Here is a 19,006-nt window from a genome sequence, read left to right as displayed (position 1 = left end):
GTCAGTCTTCCGTCGGGATGCGTCTGCGGTACGGCAGGACTTCGGTGCGGCCGTGGACTTGGTTGCCGCGGTTCGCGGGGCCCCAGCGGTCCGGGGTGTCACCGCCGTCCGCGGTGCCGCGGTCGGCGTCACCTGTGGCACCCGGGTGGTCGGCGGCGCCACGGCTCATCCGTGACTGGCGCTGGAAGGCGCCGACCGCCGCGCCGGCGCGGGCCGGCCCGGAATGCCGGTCAGGTGGCCGCTCCTCCTCCGGATGCGCTCGCGCGGCCGCTGCGGGATCCCGCAGCTCATCGACGAGACTGGCCATGCGCACCCGTTTGGGCAGCGGTCGCGCAGCCGACGGCTCGGGCATCGGCGGTACGGACTGGTGGGGCGGCGAGCCGAACCACATCTGGCCGGCGGGGCCGGAGCCCTCGCCGACGGGGTCACGCGTCGTGAAGTAGCCGCCGGCCTCCGTCACCGTCCCGTGCGCAGGGCCGGGTGCGGCCGCGATGGCCCGGTCCGGCGGGTCGACCCAGGGGGCGGCAACGGCCGCCGCCGGTACGGGCTCGGGCCGCTCCGGGTCGGCGACGACGAGTTCCTCGGGGACGAGGACGACCACCCGGGTACCCCCGAACGACGAAGGACGCAGCTCCACCCGGAGACCGAGACCCTGCGCCAGCCGGGAGACGACGTAGAGACCGAGCCTGACGTCGTCGGCGTGCGACATGACGTCCAGCCGGGGCGGCTCGGCCATCAGCCGGTTCGCCTCGTCGTACTGCTCGGGGTCCATGCCTATGCCGCGGTCCTCGATCTCGACCGCGAGACCGCGCCCCACGCGGGCGGCGTACACCTCCACCGGGGTCGGCGGCTTGGAGAACCCGACCGCGTTCTCCATGAGTTCGGCCAGTACATGGACGACCAGGCCGACCGCGCGCTCGGCCAGCCAGACCCGGCCCTCGACCTCGATCTGGATCCGGCGGTAGTCCTGGACCTCGCTCTGCGCGGAACGGAGCACGTCCAGCAGCAGGACGGGTTTGCGCCAGCGCCGCTGCGGCTGGCCGCCGCCGAGGATCACCAGGTTCTCCTCGTACCGCCGCAGGCGGGCGGTGAGGTGGTCGAGGTCGAACAGGCCCTCCAGAACCTCCGGGTCCTCGTGCTTGCGCTCCAGCTCGCTGAGCTTCTTCATCTGCAGCCCGATGAGCAACTGGGTGCGGCGGGCGATCCGCTGGAGCAGTTTCTCGAATCCGCGGAACTGCCCGACCTGCGCCATCGTGGTGTCCAGCGCACTGTGGCGTGCCTGGTTGAGGGCCTGCCCGAGCTGGCCGAGTTCGTCGGTGCCGTGCTGGATCGGCGGAAGCTCGGCGTCCGGGTCCACGGGTTCCCCCCTGCGCATGCGTTCCACCACGTCCGGCATCCGGGTCTGCAGGTCGAGCGCGGCCTGGCGGAGTGCGAAGATCCGCCGGCGCAGCGTGCGGGTGAACAGCGCGGAGATGAGGACGACCAGGAGCACGGCCACGGCGCCCATCACGGCCGTCGCGGTCAGGCGCACCACCATCGAGTGCAGCTCACGGTCCGTGGCCGACGTCAGGGTGACCGCGTATTCGGCGTTGAGTTGCCGGAGCTGTTGGTCGATCTGCCCGACGCCGCTGTTCCACTTCTTGCCGAGCCGGCCGGAGATCACGTCCGAGCGGGATCCCGAAGCGGTGCCGCTCAGCACAGTCTGTTCCACCGAGGCCTTCTGCTTCCACGCGTCTGAGGACATCAGCCGGCGGTACTGCTGCCCCAGGGCGTCGGGGACGAGGGGCGCGACCTTGTTCTGGTAGATGAACTGCTGGGCTCCGACCCAGCCCGCCATCTGTCCGCCTTCGCCGGCGGAGAGGCGTCCGGCGGCGGAGCCCCGGGTGATGAGCGCGTCCTCGCGCGAGATCATCTCCAGACCCCAGAGCGAGTCGATGGCCGGCTTGGCCAGGTACTCGATCTTGGGGAGGCCCACGTTGCTCAGCACGGTGAACAGCTTGAGATCGGTGGAGATGAGCCCCGTGTAGCGGTCGAACGTCTGCTGCTGAGAGGCGCTGCGCTGGTCGACACCTGCCCGGTAGTCCGCCAGTTTCCGCAGCTCCTTGCCGACGGCGGAGACGTTGCGGCGAATGTCGTCGGGTGCGCTCCATCCGCTGTCGGGCAGTTCCTCGACGGTCTTGACGGACGCGTCGGTCCGGGCCCGCTGCTGCTGCAACTGTGTCCGGTAGGCCGCCGGGTCCGCCAGCGCGGCGCCACTGAGGCGCCGTTCCTCCTGCAGGTCGAAGAAGGCGACGATGATCGAACCGGAGGCCTCACTCGACGCCTTGTTGCGTTCCGTATGCTGCCGCCAGTCCGTGTAAAGCTGCACGGAGGTCGCTGCCCACAGGGCGACGACCGTCACGCTGGGCACCAGCGCCAGGACCAGGAGGATCGTCCTCATGGTCAGCCGGCGCCCGGTTCTCGGCCCGGTCTGCTCTTGTTTTCTCGACGCACGTGCGTGCACTGCCACGGATGTCCCCAGCGCTCGTCGAAGTGGCGGGCCACCCCACGGGGCCTGCGCGATGAGGCCAGATACTACTACCCAGAACAGTTAACTAAATACACTTAGTGATTTTCGCGACCTTAAATTTACACAGCTCGAATGGCCTGGTCAGGGCACGTCCGGCACGAAGTACGGCAGCGCGATCTCGTCGGTGAGGGCGCGGAATTCCACGCGTACGCGCAGACCGATGACGACGTCGCCGGGGTCCCCGGCGTCCACGTGCGACAGCAACGCGCCCCCGTCGTCGAGGTCGATCACGGCCAGCGCGAAGGGCGTGGCGAAACCGGGCCCGGGGGCGCGGTGCACGACGGTCACCGAGTAGACGCTTCCCCGGCCGGCGCTGGGGGCGTACCGCCACTCCCGCGACATGCAGCCGGGGCAGGCGGGTTCGGGGACGAAGAAGCGCAGATCGCAGGCCTTGCAGTGCGGGACGACCAGGTCTCCGCGCCGGGCCGCTTCCCAGAACGGCCGGGACAGCTCGGTGGGGACGGGTACGGGCCGGCTCATCGCATCCTCCCCAGCACGCTCATCTCGTAGTGCTGCGCTCCCGAGCCGGCGTTGCCGACGACCGCCAGCTCTGCGCCGTCGACCTGGTGCACCGCCGTGCCGCGCAACTGCCGCACGGCCTCGACTACTTTGAGGGTCATCTGCTGCGTTCCGTTCCAGGCGTACGACAGACAGCCGCCGTCCGGGTTGACGGGATGCCTGCCGCCGACGGCGATGGCGCCGCTCGCCGCCAGCGGTCCGCCCTCCCCCTCCCCGCACAGTCCGAGGACCTCCAACTGCCGGATGACCTCGAAGGAGTTGGGGTCGTAGAGGGAGAAGACGTCCACGTCCTCGGGACCCACTCCGGCCATGGCGTAGGCGCGGGTGGCGGCGTCCCGGCCGAGCTGTCCGACCTCCCGGTGCAACGCCGGGTTGGCGTACGCGGCCTGGTGGTACTGCATGCCGCCGCCGAGTACGGCGACGGGCGGGTGCGGCAGGTCCCGGGCACGCTCGGCGGTGGTCACCACGATCGCGGCACCGCCCTCGCCGACGATGCAGCAATCCAGCAGGTGGAAGGGGCTGGCCACCATGCGGGAGGCGAGCACGTCGTCGGCGGTGTACGGGCCCCGGCCGTACATCATCGCCTCCGGGTTGGTGGTCCCGTTGTTGCGGATCGTGGCGGCGACCTCCGCGAGCTGGCGGGAGGTCGTACCGTACTCGTGCATGTGCCGTGCGGCCACCAGCGCGAACTGGGCGACGACATAGCTGCCCCACACATCGGCGAACTCCAGCGGTACGCCGGCCCCGACGGGTCCGGCCCCGCGCGAGACCAGCTTGCAGCCGCCGACCACGACGGTGTCCGCGAACCCTGCCCGGACGGCCGCCGCCGCCTTCAGCAGGCCCCGTGAGCCCGCGTTGTCGAGCATCGAGTCGCTGGTCCAGCTCAGGTCGCGGCCGAGCATGCGCGCCCATGAGCTCCCCTCGCCCGGCACACCGCCCGGGCCCGGCCAGTCGACCTGGGCCCCGTCGACGTCCGCCGGCGTCAGTCCGGCGTCCTCGACGGCGCCGCGCACGGCTTCGAGCGCGAGGTCCATGGCGTCGCGATGCGGGAGCGAGAGTGCCTGCTCGGTGGCGTGCACTCCGACGACGACGGGCTGCCGGTCGTTCACTCGCTCACCGTCCGGCGCCGAGCGAGTCGGCGCCGGGATAGCCGCCGCCGCCGAAGCGCTCGTCGAGGGCCGCGTAGTCCTTGGCGAAGTCCTTCGTACGCGGCAGTGCCTCGATGAACTCCACCGTCTTGGGCTTCTTGTACGAGGCGATCCGCACCCGGCAGTGTTCGATGACGTCCGCCGCCGTGAGCGGCTCGGCGCCCTGGTGCAGCACGACGACCGCCTTGACGTCCTGCGCCCAGCGCTCGTTGGGCACGCCGATCACGGCGGCCTCCTTCACCGCGGGGTGCGCTTCGATGCAGTTCTCGACCTCGGCCGGGAAGATGTTCTCGGCCGCCGACTTCAGCATGCGGGTCGTGGTCCCGAGGAAGCTGATCGTGCCGTCGGGCTCGCGCCGTCCGAGGTCGGTGGTGTGCCACCAGTCGAAGCGGAAGCGCTCCTCGTTGATCTCCGGCCGGTTCCAGTAGCCGAGGTGCACGAGGTCGCCGCGGACACAGATCTCGCCGGCCACCCCGACCGCGCACTCCCCGCCGGCGCTGTCGAGGACGCGTACGGCGGTGAAGGGGCCCGGGCGTCCCGCGTTGCCGGTGCCCGTGCCGCCGTAGGCGCCGGTCACCGCGAAGCCGGTGACCTCGGTCTGCCCGTAGCCGCGGCCCTCGCCGCCGCCGTTGCGCGTGAAGCGGCTGGTGTCCGTGGGCACGGTGCCCTGCCACAGAGGTGCGGCGACGCTCGCCCGCAGGCGGGACAGGTCGTGTCCGGCCTCGCGGTTCAGCTCGACCAGCTGGGCGATGGTCGGCGGCATCAGATAGGCGTGGGTGCACCCCTCCGCCGCCAGGAGCGGGAGCAGTTCCTCGGCGACCACGCGGCGGACGATCACGTTCTTGCCTCCGTGGACGAAGGCCGGGACACCCCAGAACTGGTAGTTGCCGATGTGGAACATCGGTCCGGCGCCGAGGAAGGCGGTCTCCGTACCGATGTCCCCCATCCAGGCGGCGCTCGCGCCCATGGCGAGCAGGTTGCGGTGCGAGAGCATCGAGCCGGACTGCCGCCCGGAGATCGCCGCGGTGTAGATGACCAGCAGCGCGGAGTCGGGGTCGACGTCGAGGGCCGGGTCCTCGGCCGGGCCGGAGGCCAGGAAGGACTCGTACGAGCCGGGCCCCTCGGTGTCGTGCCGCAGCCACAACGCGCCGTGCTCGGTGCCCAGTTCGGCCCGGGCCTTGCCGACGGTGTCGCCGATCTCCTCGTCCTGCCAGACGACGACCTTGGGGTCGAAGTCCTCGACGGCGAACGCCATTTCGGGGGCGGCCCAGCGCCAATAGCCGGGGCAGACCATGGCGCCGGTCTTCGCGGCGGCGCCGAGCAGCTCCCAGACGCGGAAGGAATTCTGGCCGAGCCACAGGATGCGGTCGCCGGGGCCGACGCCCGCGGCCGTCAGGGCGTGGGCGAGTCTGTTGGTGCGTTCGTCGAACTGCGGCCAGGTCAGCCGGACGTCGCCGTCGACGAGGGCGACGCCTTCGGGGTAGGACCTGCGGTGCTCGCGGATGATGTCGCCGAACGTCAGGCGGCGGGCGCGGGGGCCCGAAGGGGTGTCCCCGGGAGGATTGGACACGTTGTTTCTCCTGTGAGGTCTCGTCAGGCGCGGGCTACGCCGACGCCCTTGACGCTGATGAACTCGTCGAGCCCGGCTCGACCGCCCTCCCGGCCGAAGCCGCTGATCCCGACCCCGCCGAACGGTGTGGCGGGCGAGGTGATCGGGTTCGGGCCGGGGTTGACGTAGACCGTCCCGGCTTTCAGGCGTGGCACAAGACGGTTGACGCGTGCGATGTCACGGGACTGGATGTAGGCGGACAGCCCGTACTCGGTGTCGTTGGCGAGGGCGACGGCCTCGTCCTCCGTGTCGAACGGGGTGAGGGCGAGGACCGGGCCGAAGATCTCCCGCTGGGCGAGGTCGCTGCGGTTGTCGACGTCGGCGAAGACGGTCGGGGAGACGAAGTAGCCCGCGGCGTCGATGCGTTCGCCTCCGTACACGAGCCGGCCCGTTCGTTCGTCGACCGCCTTGTCGATCACGTTCTGCACGCGGTCGCGGGCGCCCGCGTCGATGAGCGGGCCGATGTAGGTGGCCGGATCGAGCGGGTCGCCCACGGGCAGGTGGGCGACGACTCCGGCCACGCGCGCGACGACCTCGTCGTAGACCGGACGCTCCACCAGCAGCCGGGTGGGCAGTGCGCAGCCCTGGCCGGTGTTGCTCATGGCGAAGGCCGCGCAGTACGGCACGACGGTGTCCAGGTCGGTGTCGGCGAAGAGCAGGTTGGCGGACTTGCCGCCCAGTTCGAACACGACGGGTTTGAGGCTCTGGGCGGCACTCGCCATGATGCGGCGCGCGGTGGCGGGCCCGCCCGTGAAGGAGATCTTGTCGATGCCGGGGTGGGTCACCAGGGCCTCGCCGGCGTCGCCGAGTCCGGTGACGACGTTGATCACACCGTCGGGGATGCCCGCCTCACGGGCCAGGTCGGCGAAGAGCAGCGCGGAGAACGGTGTCGACTCGGCCGGTTTGACGACCACGGTGTTCCCGGCGGCCAGCGAGGGCGGCACCTTCATCGCCAGGGACAGCGCGGGTGAGTTCCAGGTGATGATGTGGCCGATGACGCCGTACGGCTCCGCGAGGGTGTACTCGACGTGCTCGTGCGGGCTGTAGGCGGCGCCGACCATGCCCTCGATCTTGTCGGCCCAGCCTGCGTAGTACTCGGTCCACTCGGCGACGTGCGGTCCGACGTTCTCGGCCCAGCCGCCGACGCAGACGCCGTTCTCGAGCGGGCAGATCGCGGCGAAGTCCTCGATGTGCTCGCGGATGAGCTGGGCGAAGCGGATGAGCAGGCGGCGGCGCTCGGCGGGCCGCATGGTGCCCCACACCTCGAAGGCCTGGCGGGCCGCGGCCACGGCCTGGTCCACCTCGGCGGGCCCGGCGAGCGGGACGCGGGCCTGGACGAGACCGGTCGAGGGGTTGATGTGCTCGTGCAGGCCGCCGCTCGCCTCGCCGAGATCCTTGCCGCCGATGACGAGCCGGGGACGCGGCAGGTCCCGCTCGGCCCGTTCCTGGTGCAGCTTCACGTCGACCGTGACCACGGTGCCTCCCGGAGCCCGCTGCCCTGCCATACCGTACAGCTCAAATAGATAACCTATTTAGCCGAACCAATCAATGCTCCGCACAGGCCTTGCGATGCCCTCACAGCCCCAGCGACCGCCCGACGATCTCCTGCATGATCTCCGAGGTGCCGCCGAACACCCGCTGCACCCGGCTGTCCCGCCAGATGCGCGCGATCTCGTACTCGTTGACGTAGCCGTAACCGCCGAACAACTGCATGCAGCGGTCGATGACCTCCCAGCCGGTCTCCGTGGTCCAGTACTTGGCCGCGGCGGCCTCCTCGGCCGTCAGCTCGCCCTGGAAGAGGGCCATGATGCAGCCGTCCAGATAGACCCGGGCGACGGCCAGCCTGGCCTTGATGTCGGCGAGCGCGAACCTGTTGGCCTGGAACTCGCCGATGGGCCGGCCGAAGGCGGTGCGCTCCTTGGCGTACCGCAGCGCGCACTCGAAGGCCCGCTCGGCGGAGGCGAGCGCGGCGACGGCGATGGCGAGCCGCTCGGTCGGGAGGTTGCCCATCATGTGGTAGAAGCCCCGGCCCTCCTGCCCGATGAGGTTCTCGGCGGGGACGCGGACCTCGTGGAAGAAGAGTTCGGCGGTGTCCTGGGCCTTCATGCCGACCTTGTCGAGCTTGCGTCCGCGCTCGAAGCCCTCGGCGCCGCGCTCGACGACGATCAGGCTGATGCCCTTGTGCCCGGCGTCCGGGTCGGTCTTGCAGGCGACGATGACCAGATCGGCCAGGATGCCGTTGGTGATGAAGGTCTTCGAGCCGTCGATCACCCATTCGTCGCCGTCACGGCGGGCGGTGGTGCGGATGCCCTTGAGGTCGGACCCGGCGGCCGGCTCGGACAGCGCGAGCGCACAGATCGTCTCACCGGCGATGACACCGGGGAGCCAACGGGCCTTCTGTGCCGGGGTGGTGAGGTGCATCAGATACGGCGGGATGACGTCGTTCTGCAGGCCGAGCCCTATGCCGACCGAGCCGGTGGCCGCCATCTCCTCCGCCATGATGGCGTTGTAGCGGAAGTCCTGGATTCCCTGGCCACCGTACTCCTCGGGAAACTGCCAGCCGATGAGTCCGGCCTTGCCCGCGGCCGTCCACGCGGCGCGGCTGACCTGCCCCTCGCGCTCCCACTCAGCGGCGTACGGGGCGCATTCCCGCAGGTAGTAGGAGCGGGCGGTCTCTCGGAACAGCTCGTGCTCGTCGGTGAAGATCGTACGGCGCATGCTCGACTCCGCTCCTGGGTCTCACGTACTCTGCATCTCGCTTATTTAGCTGAAGTAGTTATACGATAGCGCTGTTTCTGGAGCCGGGCGAGGGAGGACGCGTGAGCGTACGGGACAGGGTGGCGCTCGTCACCGGGGCGGGGCGCGGCATCGGCGAGGCGATCGCCGACCGGCTCGCCGACCGGGGAGCCGCGGTCGCCGTCTGCGACCTGGACCCGCAGGCCGCGGAGAAGGTCGCGGCGCGGCTCGCGGAGCGGTACGCGGTCCGGGCCACGGGCATCGGCGCGGACATCTCCGACAGCTCGGCCGTCCACGCGGCCGTGGAGCGGGTGACGGCCGCACTCGGACCGGTGGACGTACTGGTCAACAATGCCGCGGTCGATGTCATCGGCCGGTTCGTCGACAGCGACGAGGAGACCTGGGACCGGATCATCGCCGTCAATCTGCGCGGCACGATCACGATGACCCGGGCGGTGCTCGACCCGATGATCGAACGCGGCGGCGGCCGGATCGTCCACGTCGCCTCGGACGCCGGCCGGGTCGGCTCCTCCGGCGAGGTCGTGTACTCCGCGACGAAGGGCGGCGTCATCGCCTTCGGCAAGGCCCTCGCCCGCGAGGTCGCCCGGCACGGCATCACCGTGAACAGCGTCTGTCCCGGGCCCACCGACACCGCCCTGCTCGGGCAGGTCGCCGAGTACAGCCCGAAGATGTACGACGCGACCGTGCGGGCGATCCCGCTGCGCCGCGTGGCCCAGCCCGACGAGATCGCCGGCGTGGTGGCCTTCCTCGCGTCCGACGACGCCGCCTACATGACCGGGCAGACGCTCTCGGTCAGCGGCGGCCTGACGATGGTCTGAGGTGGGCGCGGTGCTGCGTGTGGAACTCCGCGACGGTCTCGCCGTGCTGACCCTGGACCGGCCCGGGCAGCTCAACGCCATCGGCTCCGGCATGGTGGAGCGACTGACCCGGGCGCTGGACGACGTCCGCGACGACGAGGACGTACGGGCCGTGGTACTCACCGGCGCGGGCCGGGCCTTCTCCGCCGGTGCCGACCTCGGTGAGATCGAGTCGTTCGTCTCGCCCGGCCAGTTCCGGGCGTTCGTGGGACGGCTGACCGACGCGTACGCGCTCCTTGAGGACTTTCCCAAGCCCTCGGTCGCCGCCGTCCACGGGTTCGCCTTCGGCGGCGGTCTGGAGCTGGCGCTCGCCTGCGACCTGCGGGTGGTGGAGCGGGGCGCGCGGCTCGGGCTGCCCGAGATGAAGCTGGGCGTCCTGCCCGGCGCGGGCGGCACCCAGCGGCTGCCGCGTCTGGTGCCGCCGGCGATCGCCAAGCAGATGATCCTCACCGGTGAACCGATCGACGCGGAGCGTGCCTGGCAGCTCGGACTGGTCAACGAACTGGCCGAGCCCGGCGCAGTGCTCGCCGCCGCCGAGAAGCTGGCCGGGGGGCTGACGGCCGGGGCGCCGCTCGCGCTCGCGGCGGGCAAGCATCTGATCGATCACGGACTCGGCATGGACCTGCGGACGGCGATCGCGTACGAGCGCGAGACCGTGTCGGTGCTGTTCACCACCGGGGACCGGAAGGAAGGGCTCAAGGCCTTCCGCGAGCGCCGGCCGGGAGAGTTCCGCGGCAGGTAGGCCGCAGAAGGCATCCCCGTCACTTTGCATCCTCGTCACTTTTCAACCGGAGGTGGGCCGTGCGGCCGCTGGAAGGCATTTGTGTGGTCGAGCTGGGCATGTGGGTGGCGGCACCGGCCGCGGCCACCATGCTCGCCGACTGGGGTGCGGACGTGGTGAAGGTGGAGGCGCCGACCGGCGACCCGAACCGGTACACGCTCCGGCACGTCGGCCAGGACATCGACAGCGCGCCCCCGTTCGAGACCGACAACCGGGGCAAGCGCGGAATCGTCCTCGACCTGCGGTCCCAGGAGGGCAAGGAGACACTGGAGCGGCTGCTGGAACGCGCCGACGTCTTCGTCACCAACCTCCGCCCCGGCGCACTGGAGCGGCTCGGGCTGGCCCCGGAGGAGCTACGGGCCCGCCATCCCCGCCTGGTCGTCGGCACGCTGACGGGCTACGGCTGGACGGGAGCCGAGCGCGACCGGGCCGGATACGACGTCTCCGCCTTCTGGGCCCGGCCCGGCATCGCCGCCATGCTGAACCCCGCCGGCGAACCACCGCCCGGCATCCGGCCCGGACTCGGCGACCGTACGGCCGCGTCCAACCTGGTGGCGGGCGTGCTGGCGGCGCTGCTGCGCCGCGCACGCACCGGCGAGGGCGGCGTGGTGGACGTGTCACTGCTGCGGTCCGGGACGTACGCCAACGGCAACGACCTCGCCCTGCAGAACTTCTTCGGCAAGCGCGGCCGCACCCGCCACCGCACCGAGCACGAGTCCCCGCTCTACAACTGCTACCGGGCCGCCGACGACCGCTGGTTCTGGCTCGTCGGCCTGGAGGGCAACCGGCACTGGCCCGGGGTCGTCAAGGCGCTCGGCCGCGAGGACCTGTCGGGCGACGAGCGGTTCTCGACCGGCAAGGCCCGTCGCGGCCATGTACGCGAGCTGATCGCCGTGTTCGACGAGGAGTTCGCGAAGCGGCCGCTTCAGGAGTGGGCTGCGCGGTTCGACGCGGAGGGCGTGTGGTGGGCGCCCGTGCAGACCCTGGCGGAGGTGTCCGCCGATCCGCAGGCGGAGGCGGTGGGGGCGTTCGTCGAGCAGCCCGGCATGGGCGACGCGCCGCCGCTCAGGACGGTGGCGACGCCGGTCAGCTTCTGGGGCGTCGACGACAAGCCGCGCACCGGCGCACCGGCGCTGGGCGAGCACACCGACGAAGTACTCGACGAGCTGGGCCGGACTGGGAGGTAGGACGTGGGCATCCTCGACGACAAGGTCGCCATCGTGACCGGCGGCGGCAGGGGGCTGGGGCGGGCGCACTGCCTGGCGCTGGCCGAGGCCGGTGCGGCGGTGGTGGTGAACGATCTGGGCTCGGGCGTGCACGGCGAGCGGACGGAGGACTCCCCCGCCGACGACGTCGTCACGGAGATCACCAAGCTAGGTGGCCGTGCGGTCGCCAACCACGCCTCGGTGACGGACTGGGCGGCGACCGAGGCGATGGTCGCGGACACCGTCGCGGAGTTCGGGCGCCTCGACATCGTGGTGAACAACGCGGGGATCGTGCGGGACCGCATGCTGTTCTCGATGTCCGAGGCCGAGTTCGACGCCGTGATCGCGGTGCATCTGAAGGGCACCTTCGCCCTGACCCGGCACGCGTGCGCGTACTGGCGCGAGGCGTCGAAGCGGGGTGAGCGCGTCGCCGGCCGCGTCATCAACACGACTTCGGGGACGGGCCTGTTCGGCAACCAGGGCCAGTCCAACTACGGTGCCGCGAAGGCCGGGATCGCCGGGCTCACGGTCCTCACCGCCCTGGAGATGCGCCGGTACGGCGTCACCGCGAACGCCATCTCGCCCATCGCGGCCACGCGGATGACGGACGGACTGGACGTCGGCGCGTCCCTGCGGGCCACCGACGACTTCGACCCGCGCGACCCCGCCAACGCCTCAGGTGTCGTCGTCTACCTGGCCTCCGACAGCGCGGCCTGGCTGACCGGCCAGGTCCTGCGCATCGAGGGCAACCGGCTGAACCGCCTCCAGGGCTGGACCGTCACCGGTGTCCACCCCAGCCGGTCCGGCAAGGCGCTCACCTACGAGGAACTGGTCGAGGGCGTACCGCAGTTGTACGGCGTCACGCCCGCGGGCCGGGCCACGGGAGTGGGCCAGTGAAGGGCCACGACGCCGCCGCTCTCGTCCTGCGCGCCACCCTCGGCCCGATGCTCTTCGCCCACGGCTGGAACAAGGTCGCCGGACCGGGCGGGCTCAAGGGTACGACGGCCTGGTTCGACGCGCTGGGACTCAAGCCCGCCGAGGTGCACGCCCGCATGGCCGCCGGAACCGAGATGGCGGCGGGCGTGGGCATCGCCCTGGGCGCGGCGAACCCCCTCCCGGCGGCGGCCACCGTAGGCCTGATGACGGTGGCCGCGCGGACCGACCATCGCGGCAAGGGCCTCTTCGTCTTCAAGGGGGGTTGGGAGTACGTCGGTGTGGTGGGCGGCGCGGCGGTGGCACTGGCCGCCCTGGGCAACGGCCGGTACTCGCTGGACGCTCTCACGGGCCGTCGACGCGCCGGTGCGAAACCCGCGTTGCTGGCGGCGGCACTCGGCACGGCGAGCGCGGCGGCGCTGCTGGCGGTGTGCTACCGGCCGGAGCCCGTCAAGCCGCAAGAGACAGATGACTGAGAGCAGAAAAGGGAGTCGACATGGACGCGGCTGACTTCAGCGCGGTGCTGTCCGAGGTCCGGCGCTTCGTCAGGGAGCGCGTCGTGCCGCTCGAGGCGGAGATCGACGAGAAGGACGAGATGCCCGCGGACATCCGCGAGGCGGCGAGGAAGATGGGCCTGTTCGGCTTCGCGCTGCCCGAGGAGTACGGCGGGCTGGGACTGTCGATGTACGAGGAAGCCCAGTTGATGTTCGAGCTGGGATACACGACGCCGTCGCTGCGTTCGATGTTCGGGACGAACAACGGCATCGCCGGACACGTGCTGATGGTCGGCGGCACGGAGGAGCAGAAGGCGGAGTGGCTGCCGAGGATCTCCTCGGGCGATGCCCTGGCGTCGTTCGCGCTCACCGAGCCGGACGCCGGTTCGGACCCGTCGACCCTGACCACGCGGGCCGTGCGGGACGGCGACGACTGGGTGATCAACGGCGCCAAGCGGTACATCACCAACGCCCCGCTCGCCGACGTGTTCATGGTCTTCGCCCGCACCGACCCCGACGCCCCGCGCACCCGCGGCATCTCGACGTTCCTGGTCCCGGCCGGCACTCCAGGTCTCACCGTGGCTCCGCGGGACCACAAGATGGGCCAGTTCGGCGCCTGGACCGCGGACGTGTACTTCGACGACGTGCGCGTCCCGGCCACCGCGCTGGTCGGCGGCGACGCGGGGCTGAACCGGGGCTTCAACACGGCGATGGGCTGTATCGCGCACGGCAGGGTGCACATCTCGTCCCTGTGCGTCGGCATGGCCGAGCGCCTGGTGGACGAGTCGGTCGCCTACGCCCGCACACGCCGCCAGTCCGGCAGGCTCATCGGTTCCTTCCAGCTCGTCCAGGGCCTGATCGCCGACTCGATGACCGACTACTACGCCGGGCGCGCCACGGTTCTGGAGGCCGCCCGCGCGTTCGACGCCGGGACGGACACCAAGATCGGCCCGTCCTGCACGAAGTACTTCGCCAGTGAGATGGTCTGGCGGGTCGCGGATCGCGCGGTGCAGATCCACGGCGGCGCGGGATACATGCGCGGGGTCGCCGTCGAGCGCTTCTACCGCGATGCCCGGCTGTTCCGCATCTACGAGGGCACCAGCCAGATCCAGCAGGTCATCATCGCCAAGGCGCTGCTGGGCGAGGCGGCGCGCGGCTGATCGCCACGGACATGAACGAAGGCCCCGGGGTGTCCCCGGGGCCTTCGTCCTCCCGCAACCGTGAGGCGTTCGCTTTCCCGCGGCCCTCGGTCAGATCCCGAGCCGGTCCAGCAGCCGCTCGTGGTAGACGGCCGGCCCTCCGAACAGCAGCTGCGAGGACTTGGCCCTGCGGAAGTACAGGTGGGCCGGGTGCTCCCAGGTGAAGCCGATGCCGCCGTGGACCTGGATGTTCTCCATCGCCGCGACCATGTACGCGCGTGAGCAGCAGGCGTGTGCCACGGCGGCGGCGACCGGGAAGTCCGACGCGTCCTCGGCGGCCAGCCGTGCCGCCTCACGGGAGGAAGCCTCGGCCAGTTCCACCTGGACGAGCATGTCGGCGCACTTGTGCTTGACGGCCTGGAAGGAGCCGATCGGCCGGCCGAACTGGTGCCGGGTGCGGGCGTACTCCGCGCTCATCTCCAGACAGCGGCGCGCCCCGCCCGACTGTTCGGCGGCCAGCGCGACCGAGGCCACGTCCAGGACCCGGGCCATGATGCGTCCGCCCGCCCCGTCCGTGCCGACCAGGGTCGCGGGTACGGCGTCGAACGTCAGCCGGGCCATGGCCCGGGTGGCGTCCAGGGTCTCAAGCGGTTCGGCGGACAGTCCCGTCGCCGACCGGTCGACGGCGAACAACGACGGACCGGCGACGGTGCGGGCGACCACAAGGACCAGATCGGCGGTCGTGCCGTCGATGACGAAGCACTTGCGGCCGCTCAGCCGCCAGCCGCCGTCCGCACCCGGCTGGGCGCGCACGGTGATCAGCGCGGGGTCCCAGGAACCGTCGTCCTCGGCGACGGCGAGGGTGGCCGTCGTCCGGCCGGCCGCGATGCCGGGCAGATGGCGCGCGCAGGCCTCGCTGTCGCCCGAGGCCAGCAGGGCCTGCGCCGCGAGGACGACGGTGGCGAAGAAGGGTGCGCACAACAGGGCACGGCCCATCTCCTCCATGACGACGCCGAGTTCGACCAGGCCGAACCCGTCACCGCCGTACTCCTCCGGGATCGCAAGGCCCGGCAGGCGCAGTTGGTCGGCCGCCTGCGCCCACACGGCCGGGTCGAAGCGCGGCTCGCTCTCCATGAGCTTGCGTACCGCTTCCTCGGGCGACTTGGCTTCCAGGAACTCCCGTACGGAACTCCTGAGTGCCCGCAGTTCTCCTTCGTCCGCACTCATGCGCGTGCCTCCTTCGGCAGGCCGAGGACCCGTTCCGCGAGGATGTTCTTCATGATCTCCTCGGTACCGCCGAGGATGCGCAGCGCCGGTGTGGCCAGCAGGAGTTCCGACCAGGCGTACGTGCCCCAGCGGCCGGTGTCGGCGATGATGCGGGGGCCGAGGCACTCGGAGACGAAGTGGGCCGCCCGGGTGAGGTTCTGACCGTACATCAGCTTGGCGACGGACCTCTCGGGGCCGGGGGCGGTCCCGGCGCGCAGGGTGCGCTGGGCGCGGTCGTTGAGGTAGCCGGTGGCCATGGCGTCCACGAGGAGTTCGGCGAGGCGTCCGCGCAGGGCGCGGTCGTCCCACGTCCAGGTGGCGCGCATGAGTGCCGAGAGGTGGTCCGGGGACAGGGCGGCGGCCACCGGGCCCGCGCCCTCGGTGCCGACCGTGTTGCGCTCGTTCATCAAGGTGGTCAGGGCGACCGTCCAGCCGCCGTCGACCTCGCCGAGGCGGTGGTCGTCGGGGACGTGGACGTCCGTGAGGAAGACCTCGTTGAAGTCGGCGCCGCCGGTCATCTGCCGCAGTGGCCGGACCTCGACGCCGGGGGCGTCCATGGGGACCAGGAAGGCGGTGATGCCGCGGTGCTTGGGCGCGTCGGGGTTCGTTCGGGTCAGCGCGAGGCCGATCTGGCTGTGCTGGGCGACCGACGTCCACACCTTCTGCCCGTTCAGCACCCAGTCCCCGCCGGCGCGGACGGCCCGGGTCGCCACGCTCGCCAGGTCGGACCCGGCGCCGGGCTCGCTGAAGAGCTGGCAGGCGATGGCATCGCCGCGGTACATCGCGGGCAGCCAGCGTTCCTTGATGTGGGGCTGGGCGTGGGCGAGGATCGTCGGCCCGATCATGCCGAGGCCGACGACGCCGAGCACACCGGTGTCGGGGACGTCGTACTCGGACTCGATGGCGTCGTAGAGCAGGTCGTGGACCGGGGTCAGGCCCCGGCCGCCGTACTCGGGCGGTCCGGTGATCCAGCCCAAGCCGTGTCCGTGGCGGGTCCGCTGCCACTCGCGGGCCCGCCGCACGTGTTCCGCCTCCTCCTCGGGCGGGAGGCTGCTGAAGTAGGCCATCGAGTCGTCGCCCTCACCCCAGGTGACGGCGGCCCGGTCGGGGGCCTTCGCCGCGTGGGCGTCGAGGAAGCGGCGCACCTCGTCGGCGAAGTCCTGCATGTCGTGCGTTTCGTGTAGCGAGCCCATTGCGCAGGTCCCCCGTGGTCAGGTCGAGAGGATCGTCACCGCCGACGCGCCCGGCGCGCCGTACAGGTGGGTGTAGCCGACGCGGGGTGTGCCGGGGACCTGCCGGGTCCCGGCCGTGCCGCGCAGTTGGAGGACGATCTCGTGGATCTGGCGCAGGCCCGAGGCGCCGATCGGTTCGCCGTTGCCGAGCAGCCCGCCGTCGGTGTTGACCGGGAGCCGGCCGCCGATCGCGGTGGCGCCCTCGGCGATGAGCCGTTCCTGTTCGCCGTCCTTGCAGAGGCCGTTCTCGGCCATGTGGATGATCTCGGATCCGGCGTCGGTGTCCTGGAGTTGCGCGACGTCGACGTCCTCCGGGCCGATGCCCGCCCGCTCGTACGCCGCCCGGGAGGCGTCCACGGTGGGGCTGTCGACGGGTTCTGAGGCGGGGAACGACGGGCTCTGCACCTCGAAGGCGCCGAGCCTGCGGCTGCGCAGGGCGGTGGAGCGGACCCGCACCGGCTTCCCGGTGTACTTGTGGGCCTGGTCGGCGCGGCACAGCACGATCGCCGCCGCGCCCTCGTTCGGGCCGCAGTACATGTACTGGCGGAGCGGGTAGTTGAGGACCGGCGAGGCGAGGATCTCCTCCACCGAGAGCGGGGTGCGGCGCCAGGCCTTGTCGTTGGCGGCGGCGTTGCCGAAGTTCTTGGCCGCCACACGGGCCAGCGTCTCGTGGGAGATGCCGTGGTCGTGCATATAGCGGTTGATCTTCATGCCGAAGAAGTGGGTGGTGAGGAAGAGCCCGGTCTGCCCGTACCAGGAGGGGATGCCGGCCACGGACGGGTCGGCGGCGAACGCGCCACGAGGGTGCTTGTCCAGGCCGATCGCGACGGTGAGGTCGTGCTCGCCGGTCTCGATGGCGCGGGCGGCCAGCGCGATGGCCGTACCGGCCGTGGCGCAGCCGTTGAACACCCCGCGCAGCGGCACTCCGGTCAGGCCGAGCCGTGCGACGATGGCATCGGGGTTGGCGACCTCGTAGCTGCCGATGTAGCCCCCCTGGACCTGCGGCCAGGTCACGCCCGCGTCGGCGAGCGCCATGCGCACCGCGTCCGCGCCCATGTCCAGTGCGGGCTTGCCGGGGAATCGTCCGAAGGCGTGGAGTCCCACGCCGATGATGACGGCCTCGGTCACGGTGTCTCCTCCTCGGCTGCGTTCTGCTCTTCGGGTGCGAACGCGAACGTGACGACTTCGGTGCCGTCGTCCTGCACGGTGTAGGGCACGAGTGTGAGCCGCATGGGCTGGCCGATGCGCAGCTTGTGCGGGTCGGGCTCGGTGAGCCGTGCCTCGACCAGCAGCTCACCGGGGAGCTCCACGTAACCGACCGCGTAGGGCGCGAAGGACTCGGGGCCGTCGTACGGCGGCGACGGGGGGCGGAAGTTCTGGGTGGTGTACGTCCACAGCGTCCCGCGGTCGGCGAGCAGACGTTGCTCCGACTCCGTGCTCGCGCACCGCACACAGTCCGGGGCGGCCGGGAAGCTCACCAGGCCGCAGCGCGTGCACTCGGAGCCGATGAGCCGGGGCGGGTTCCCGGTGCCGACCGGCCAGGTGAACAGTCCGTCGGCAACCGGGCGTTGCGTCGTCGTCATCTCAGGCCCCGTTCCGGTTGCCGAGGGCGTCGGCGTTCGGCGCCGCCTTGGCCACCAGGTTCGGGACGACCGAGGACAGTTCCTCCGGCGTCCACCGGTTCTCGGCGCTCGCGCAGGGGCCGTTGACCCAGCCCTCCAGGACGGTGATCCGGTTGCCGACGACGCCGAACACGCGACCGGTGACCTCGCGCGACGCCGCCGAGCCCAGCCACACCACGAGCGGCGAGATGGCCTCCGGGGTCAGGTCCTGCGCCTCGGCGGCCCGCCGCATCACCTCGATGTCCTCGGTGAGCCGGGTCAGTGCGGTGGGTGCGATGGCGTTCACCGTCACGCCGTAGCGGGCGAGTTCGGCGGCGGCGATGAGCGTGAGGCTCGCGATTCCGGCCTTGGCGGAGCCGTAGTTGGACTGGCCCGGGTTGCCGAAGATGCCGGACGGGGAGGTCGTGTTGATCACCCGGGCGTCGTTGGGGTGGCCGGACTTGGCACGCTCCCGCCAGTAGGCGGCCGCGTGGCGCAGGGTGGCGAAGCTGCCCTTGAGGTGGACGGCGAGCACGCTGTCCCAGTCCCGCTCGGTCATCGACACGATCATCCGGTCGCGCAGGATGCCGGCGTTGTTGACCAGCACGTCCAGGCCGCCGTAGGTGTTCAGGGCCTGCTCCACGAGCCGGCCCGCTCCGTCCCAGGTGGAGATGTCGTCCGTGTTGGCGACGGCCACGCCGCCCGCCGCGACGATCTCGTCCACCACGACCTGGGCGGGTCCGGCCGAGGCGCCCCCGCCGTCGCGCGCGCCGCCCAGGTCGTTGACCACGACCTTCGCCCCGTGTGCGGCGAACGCCAGGGCATGGGCCCGGCCGATGCCGTTGCCGGCTCCGGTGACGACCACGACACGGCCGTCGACCACTCCTTCGGACATC

General features: G+C 71.4%; 17 protein-coding genes. 6 read left to right on the top strand and 11 right to left on the bottom strand.

Annotated features, from left to right (window positions below; all coding sequences use genetic code 11):
* Window position 1 precedes the first annotated feature (1 nt).
* The 6 genes from ACFYZQ_RS12520 to ACFYZQ_RS12495 all read right to left on the bottom strand — a co-directional run bounded on the left by ACFYZQ_RS12520 (window position 2) and on the right by ACFYZQ_RS12495 (window position 8,563).
* Window positions 2-2,440, bottom strand: a complete 2,439-nt coding sequence (locus tag ACFYZQ_RS12520; RefSeq protein WP_389145356.1) for a nitrate- and nitrite sensing domain-containing protein — start codon at window positions 2,438-2,440, stop codon at window positions 2-4.
* Window positions 2,441-2,650: 210 nt separating this feature from the next.
* The gene (locus ACFYZQ_RS12515) at window positions 2,651-3,049 is read right to left on the bottom strand and encodes a Zn-ribbon domain-containing OB-fold protein (protein WP_389145353.1); all 399 of its coding nucleotides are present in this window, start codon (window positions 3,047-3,049) and stop codon (window positions 2,651-2,653) included.
* Window positions 3,046-4,197, bottom strand: a complete 1,152-nt coding sequence (locus tag ACFYZQ_RS12510; RefSeq protein ID WP_389145350.1) for a thiolase family protein — start codon at window positions 4,195-4,197, stop codon at window positions 3,046-3,048. Before ACFYZQ_RS12510 ends, ACFYZQ_RS12515 begins: the two co-directional genes overlap by 4 nt.
* Before the next feature lie 4 nt (window positions 4,198-4,201).
* Window positions 4,202-5,806, bottom strand: a complete 1,605-nt coding sequence (locus ACFYZQ_RS12505) for an AMP-binding protein (RefSeq protein WP_389145347.1) — start codon at window positions 5,804-5,806, stop codon at window positions 4,202-4,204.
* Between the two features lie 23 nt (window positions 5,807-5,829).
* The gene (locus ACFYZQ_RS12500; protein WP_389145344.1) at window positions 5,830-7,350 is read right to left on the bottom strand and encodes an aldehyde dehydrogenase family protein; all 1,521 of its coding nucleotides are present in this window, start codon (window positions 7,348-7,350) and stop codon (window positions 5,830-5,832) included.
* Window positions 7,351-7,420: 70 nt separating this feature from the next.
* The gene (locus tag ACFYZQ_RS12495) at window positions 7,421-8,563 is read right to left on the bottom strand and encodes an acyl-CoA dehydrogenase family protein (protein ID WP_389145341.1); all 1,143 of its coding nucleotides are present in this window, start codon (window positions 8,561-8,563) and stop codon (window positions 7,421-7,423) included.
* A 101-nt stretch (window positions 8,564-8,664) separates the two neighbouring features.
* On the opposite strand from ACFYZQ_RS12495, the gene ACFYZQ_RS12490 reads away from it, so the two are divergent.
* Genes ACFYZQ_RS12490 through ACFYZQ_RS12465 form a run of 6 tightly spaced genes read left to right on the top strand, consistent with a single transcriptional unit; the run spans window position 8,665 to window position 14,032 of the window.
* Entirely contained in the window at window positions 8,665-9,420 is a 756-nt protein-coding gene (locus ACFYZQ_RS12490; protein ID WP_389145339.1) for an SDR family NAD(P)-dependent oxidoreductase, read from the top strand.
* Between the two features lie 10 nt (window positions 9,421-9,430).
* Window positions 9,431-10,201: an enoyl-CoA hydratase/isomerase family protein gene (locus ACFYZQ_RS12485; protein WP_389145336.1), complete on the top strand. Its 771-nt coding sequence runs from the start codon at window positions 9,431-9,433 to the stop codon at window positions 10,199-10,201.
* Between the two features lie 59 nt (window positions 10,202-10,260).
* Window positions 10,261-11,427, top strand: coding sequence for a CaiB/BaiF CoA transferase family protein (locus ACFYZQ_RS12480; protein WP_389145334.1), 1,167 nt, complete (start codon window positions 10,261-10,263; stop codon window positions 11,425-11,427).
* A gap of 3 nt (window positions 11,428-11,430) precedes the next feature.
* A complete protein-coding gene (locus ACFYZQ_RS12475; RefSeq protein WP_389145332.1) occupies window positions 11,431-12,342 on the top strand; it encodes an SDR family NAD(P)-dependent oxidoreductase in 912 nt (303 codons plus the stop codon).
* Window positions 12,339-12,854: a DoxX family protein gene (locus ACFYZQ_RS12470; RefSeq protein ID WP_389145330.1), complete on the top strand. Its 516-nt coding sequence runs from the start codon at window positions 12,339-12,341 to the stop codon at window positions 12,852-12,854. Before ACFYZQ_RS12475 ends, ACFYZQ_RS12470 begins: the two co-directional genes overlap by 4 nt.
* A 20-nt stretch (window positions 12,855-12,874) precedes the next feature.
* Window positions 12,875-14,032, top strand: coding sequence for an acyl-CoA dehydrogenase family protein (locus ACFYZQ_RS12465; protein ID WP_389145328.1), 1,158 nt, complete (start codon window positions 12,875-12,877; stop codon window positions 14,030-14,032).
* A 90-nt stretch (window positions 14,033-14,122) separates the two neighbouring features.
* Here ACFYZQ_RS12465 and ACFYZQ_RS12460 read toward each other — a convergent pair whose 3' ends face one another.
* The 5 genes from ACFYZQ_RS12460 to ACFYZQ_RS12440 are packed head-to-tail and all read right to left on the bottom strand — an operon-like array spanning window position 14,123 to window position 19,005.
* Window positions 14,123-15,238: an acyl-CoA dehydrogenase family protein gene (locus tag ACFYZQ_RS12460; RefSeq protein ID WP_389145325.1), complete on the bottom strand. Its 1,116-nt coding sequence runs from the start codon at window positions 15,236-15,238 to the stop codon at window positions 14,123-14,125.
* The gene (locus tag ACFYZQ_RS12455) at window positions 15,235-16,443 is read right to left on the bottom strand and encodes an acyl-CoA dehydrogenase family protein (RefSeq protein WP_389145322.1); all 1,209 of its coding nucleotides are present in this window, start codon (window positions 16,441-16,443) and stop codon (window positions 15,235-15,237) included. Before ACFYZQ_RS12455 ends, ACFYZQ_RS12460 begins: the two co-directional genes overlap by 4 nt.
* 45 nt (window positions 16,444-16,488) lie before the next feature.
* On the bottom strand, window positions 16,489-17,637 hold the full coding sequence (locus ACFYZQ_RS12450; protein WP_389145320.1) for a thiolase family protein: 1,149 nt from the start codon (window positions 17,635-17,637) through the stop codon (window positions 16,489-16,491).
* Window positions 17,634-18,092, bottom strand: coding sequence for a Zn-ribbon domain-containing OB-fold protein (locus tag ACFYZQ_RS12445; RefSeq protein WP_389145318.1), 459 nt, complete (start codon window positions 18,090-18,092; stop codon window positions 17,634-17,636). Before ACFYZQ_RS12445 ends, ACFYZQ_RS12450 begins: the two co-directional genes overlap by 4 nt.
* Window position 18,093: 1 nt before the next feature.
* Window positions 18,094-19,005: an SDR family oxidoreductase gene (locus ACFYZQ_RS12440; RefSeq protein WP_389145315.1), complete on the bottom strand. Its 912-nt coding sequence runs from the start codon at window positions 19,003-19,005 to the stop codon at window positions 18,094-18,096.
* Window position 19,006 lies beyond the last annotated feature (1 nt).

Origin of the sequence: Streptomyces sp. NPDC001843, assembly GCF_042891955.1 — a bacterium.
In the GTDB taxonomy this organism is placed as follows: Bacteria; Actinomycetota; Actinomycetes; order Streptomycetales; family Streptomycetaceae; genus Streptomyces.
This window is presented reverse-complemented; position numbering and strand designations above follow the sequence as displayed.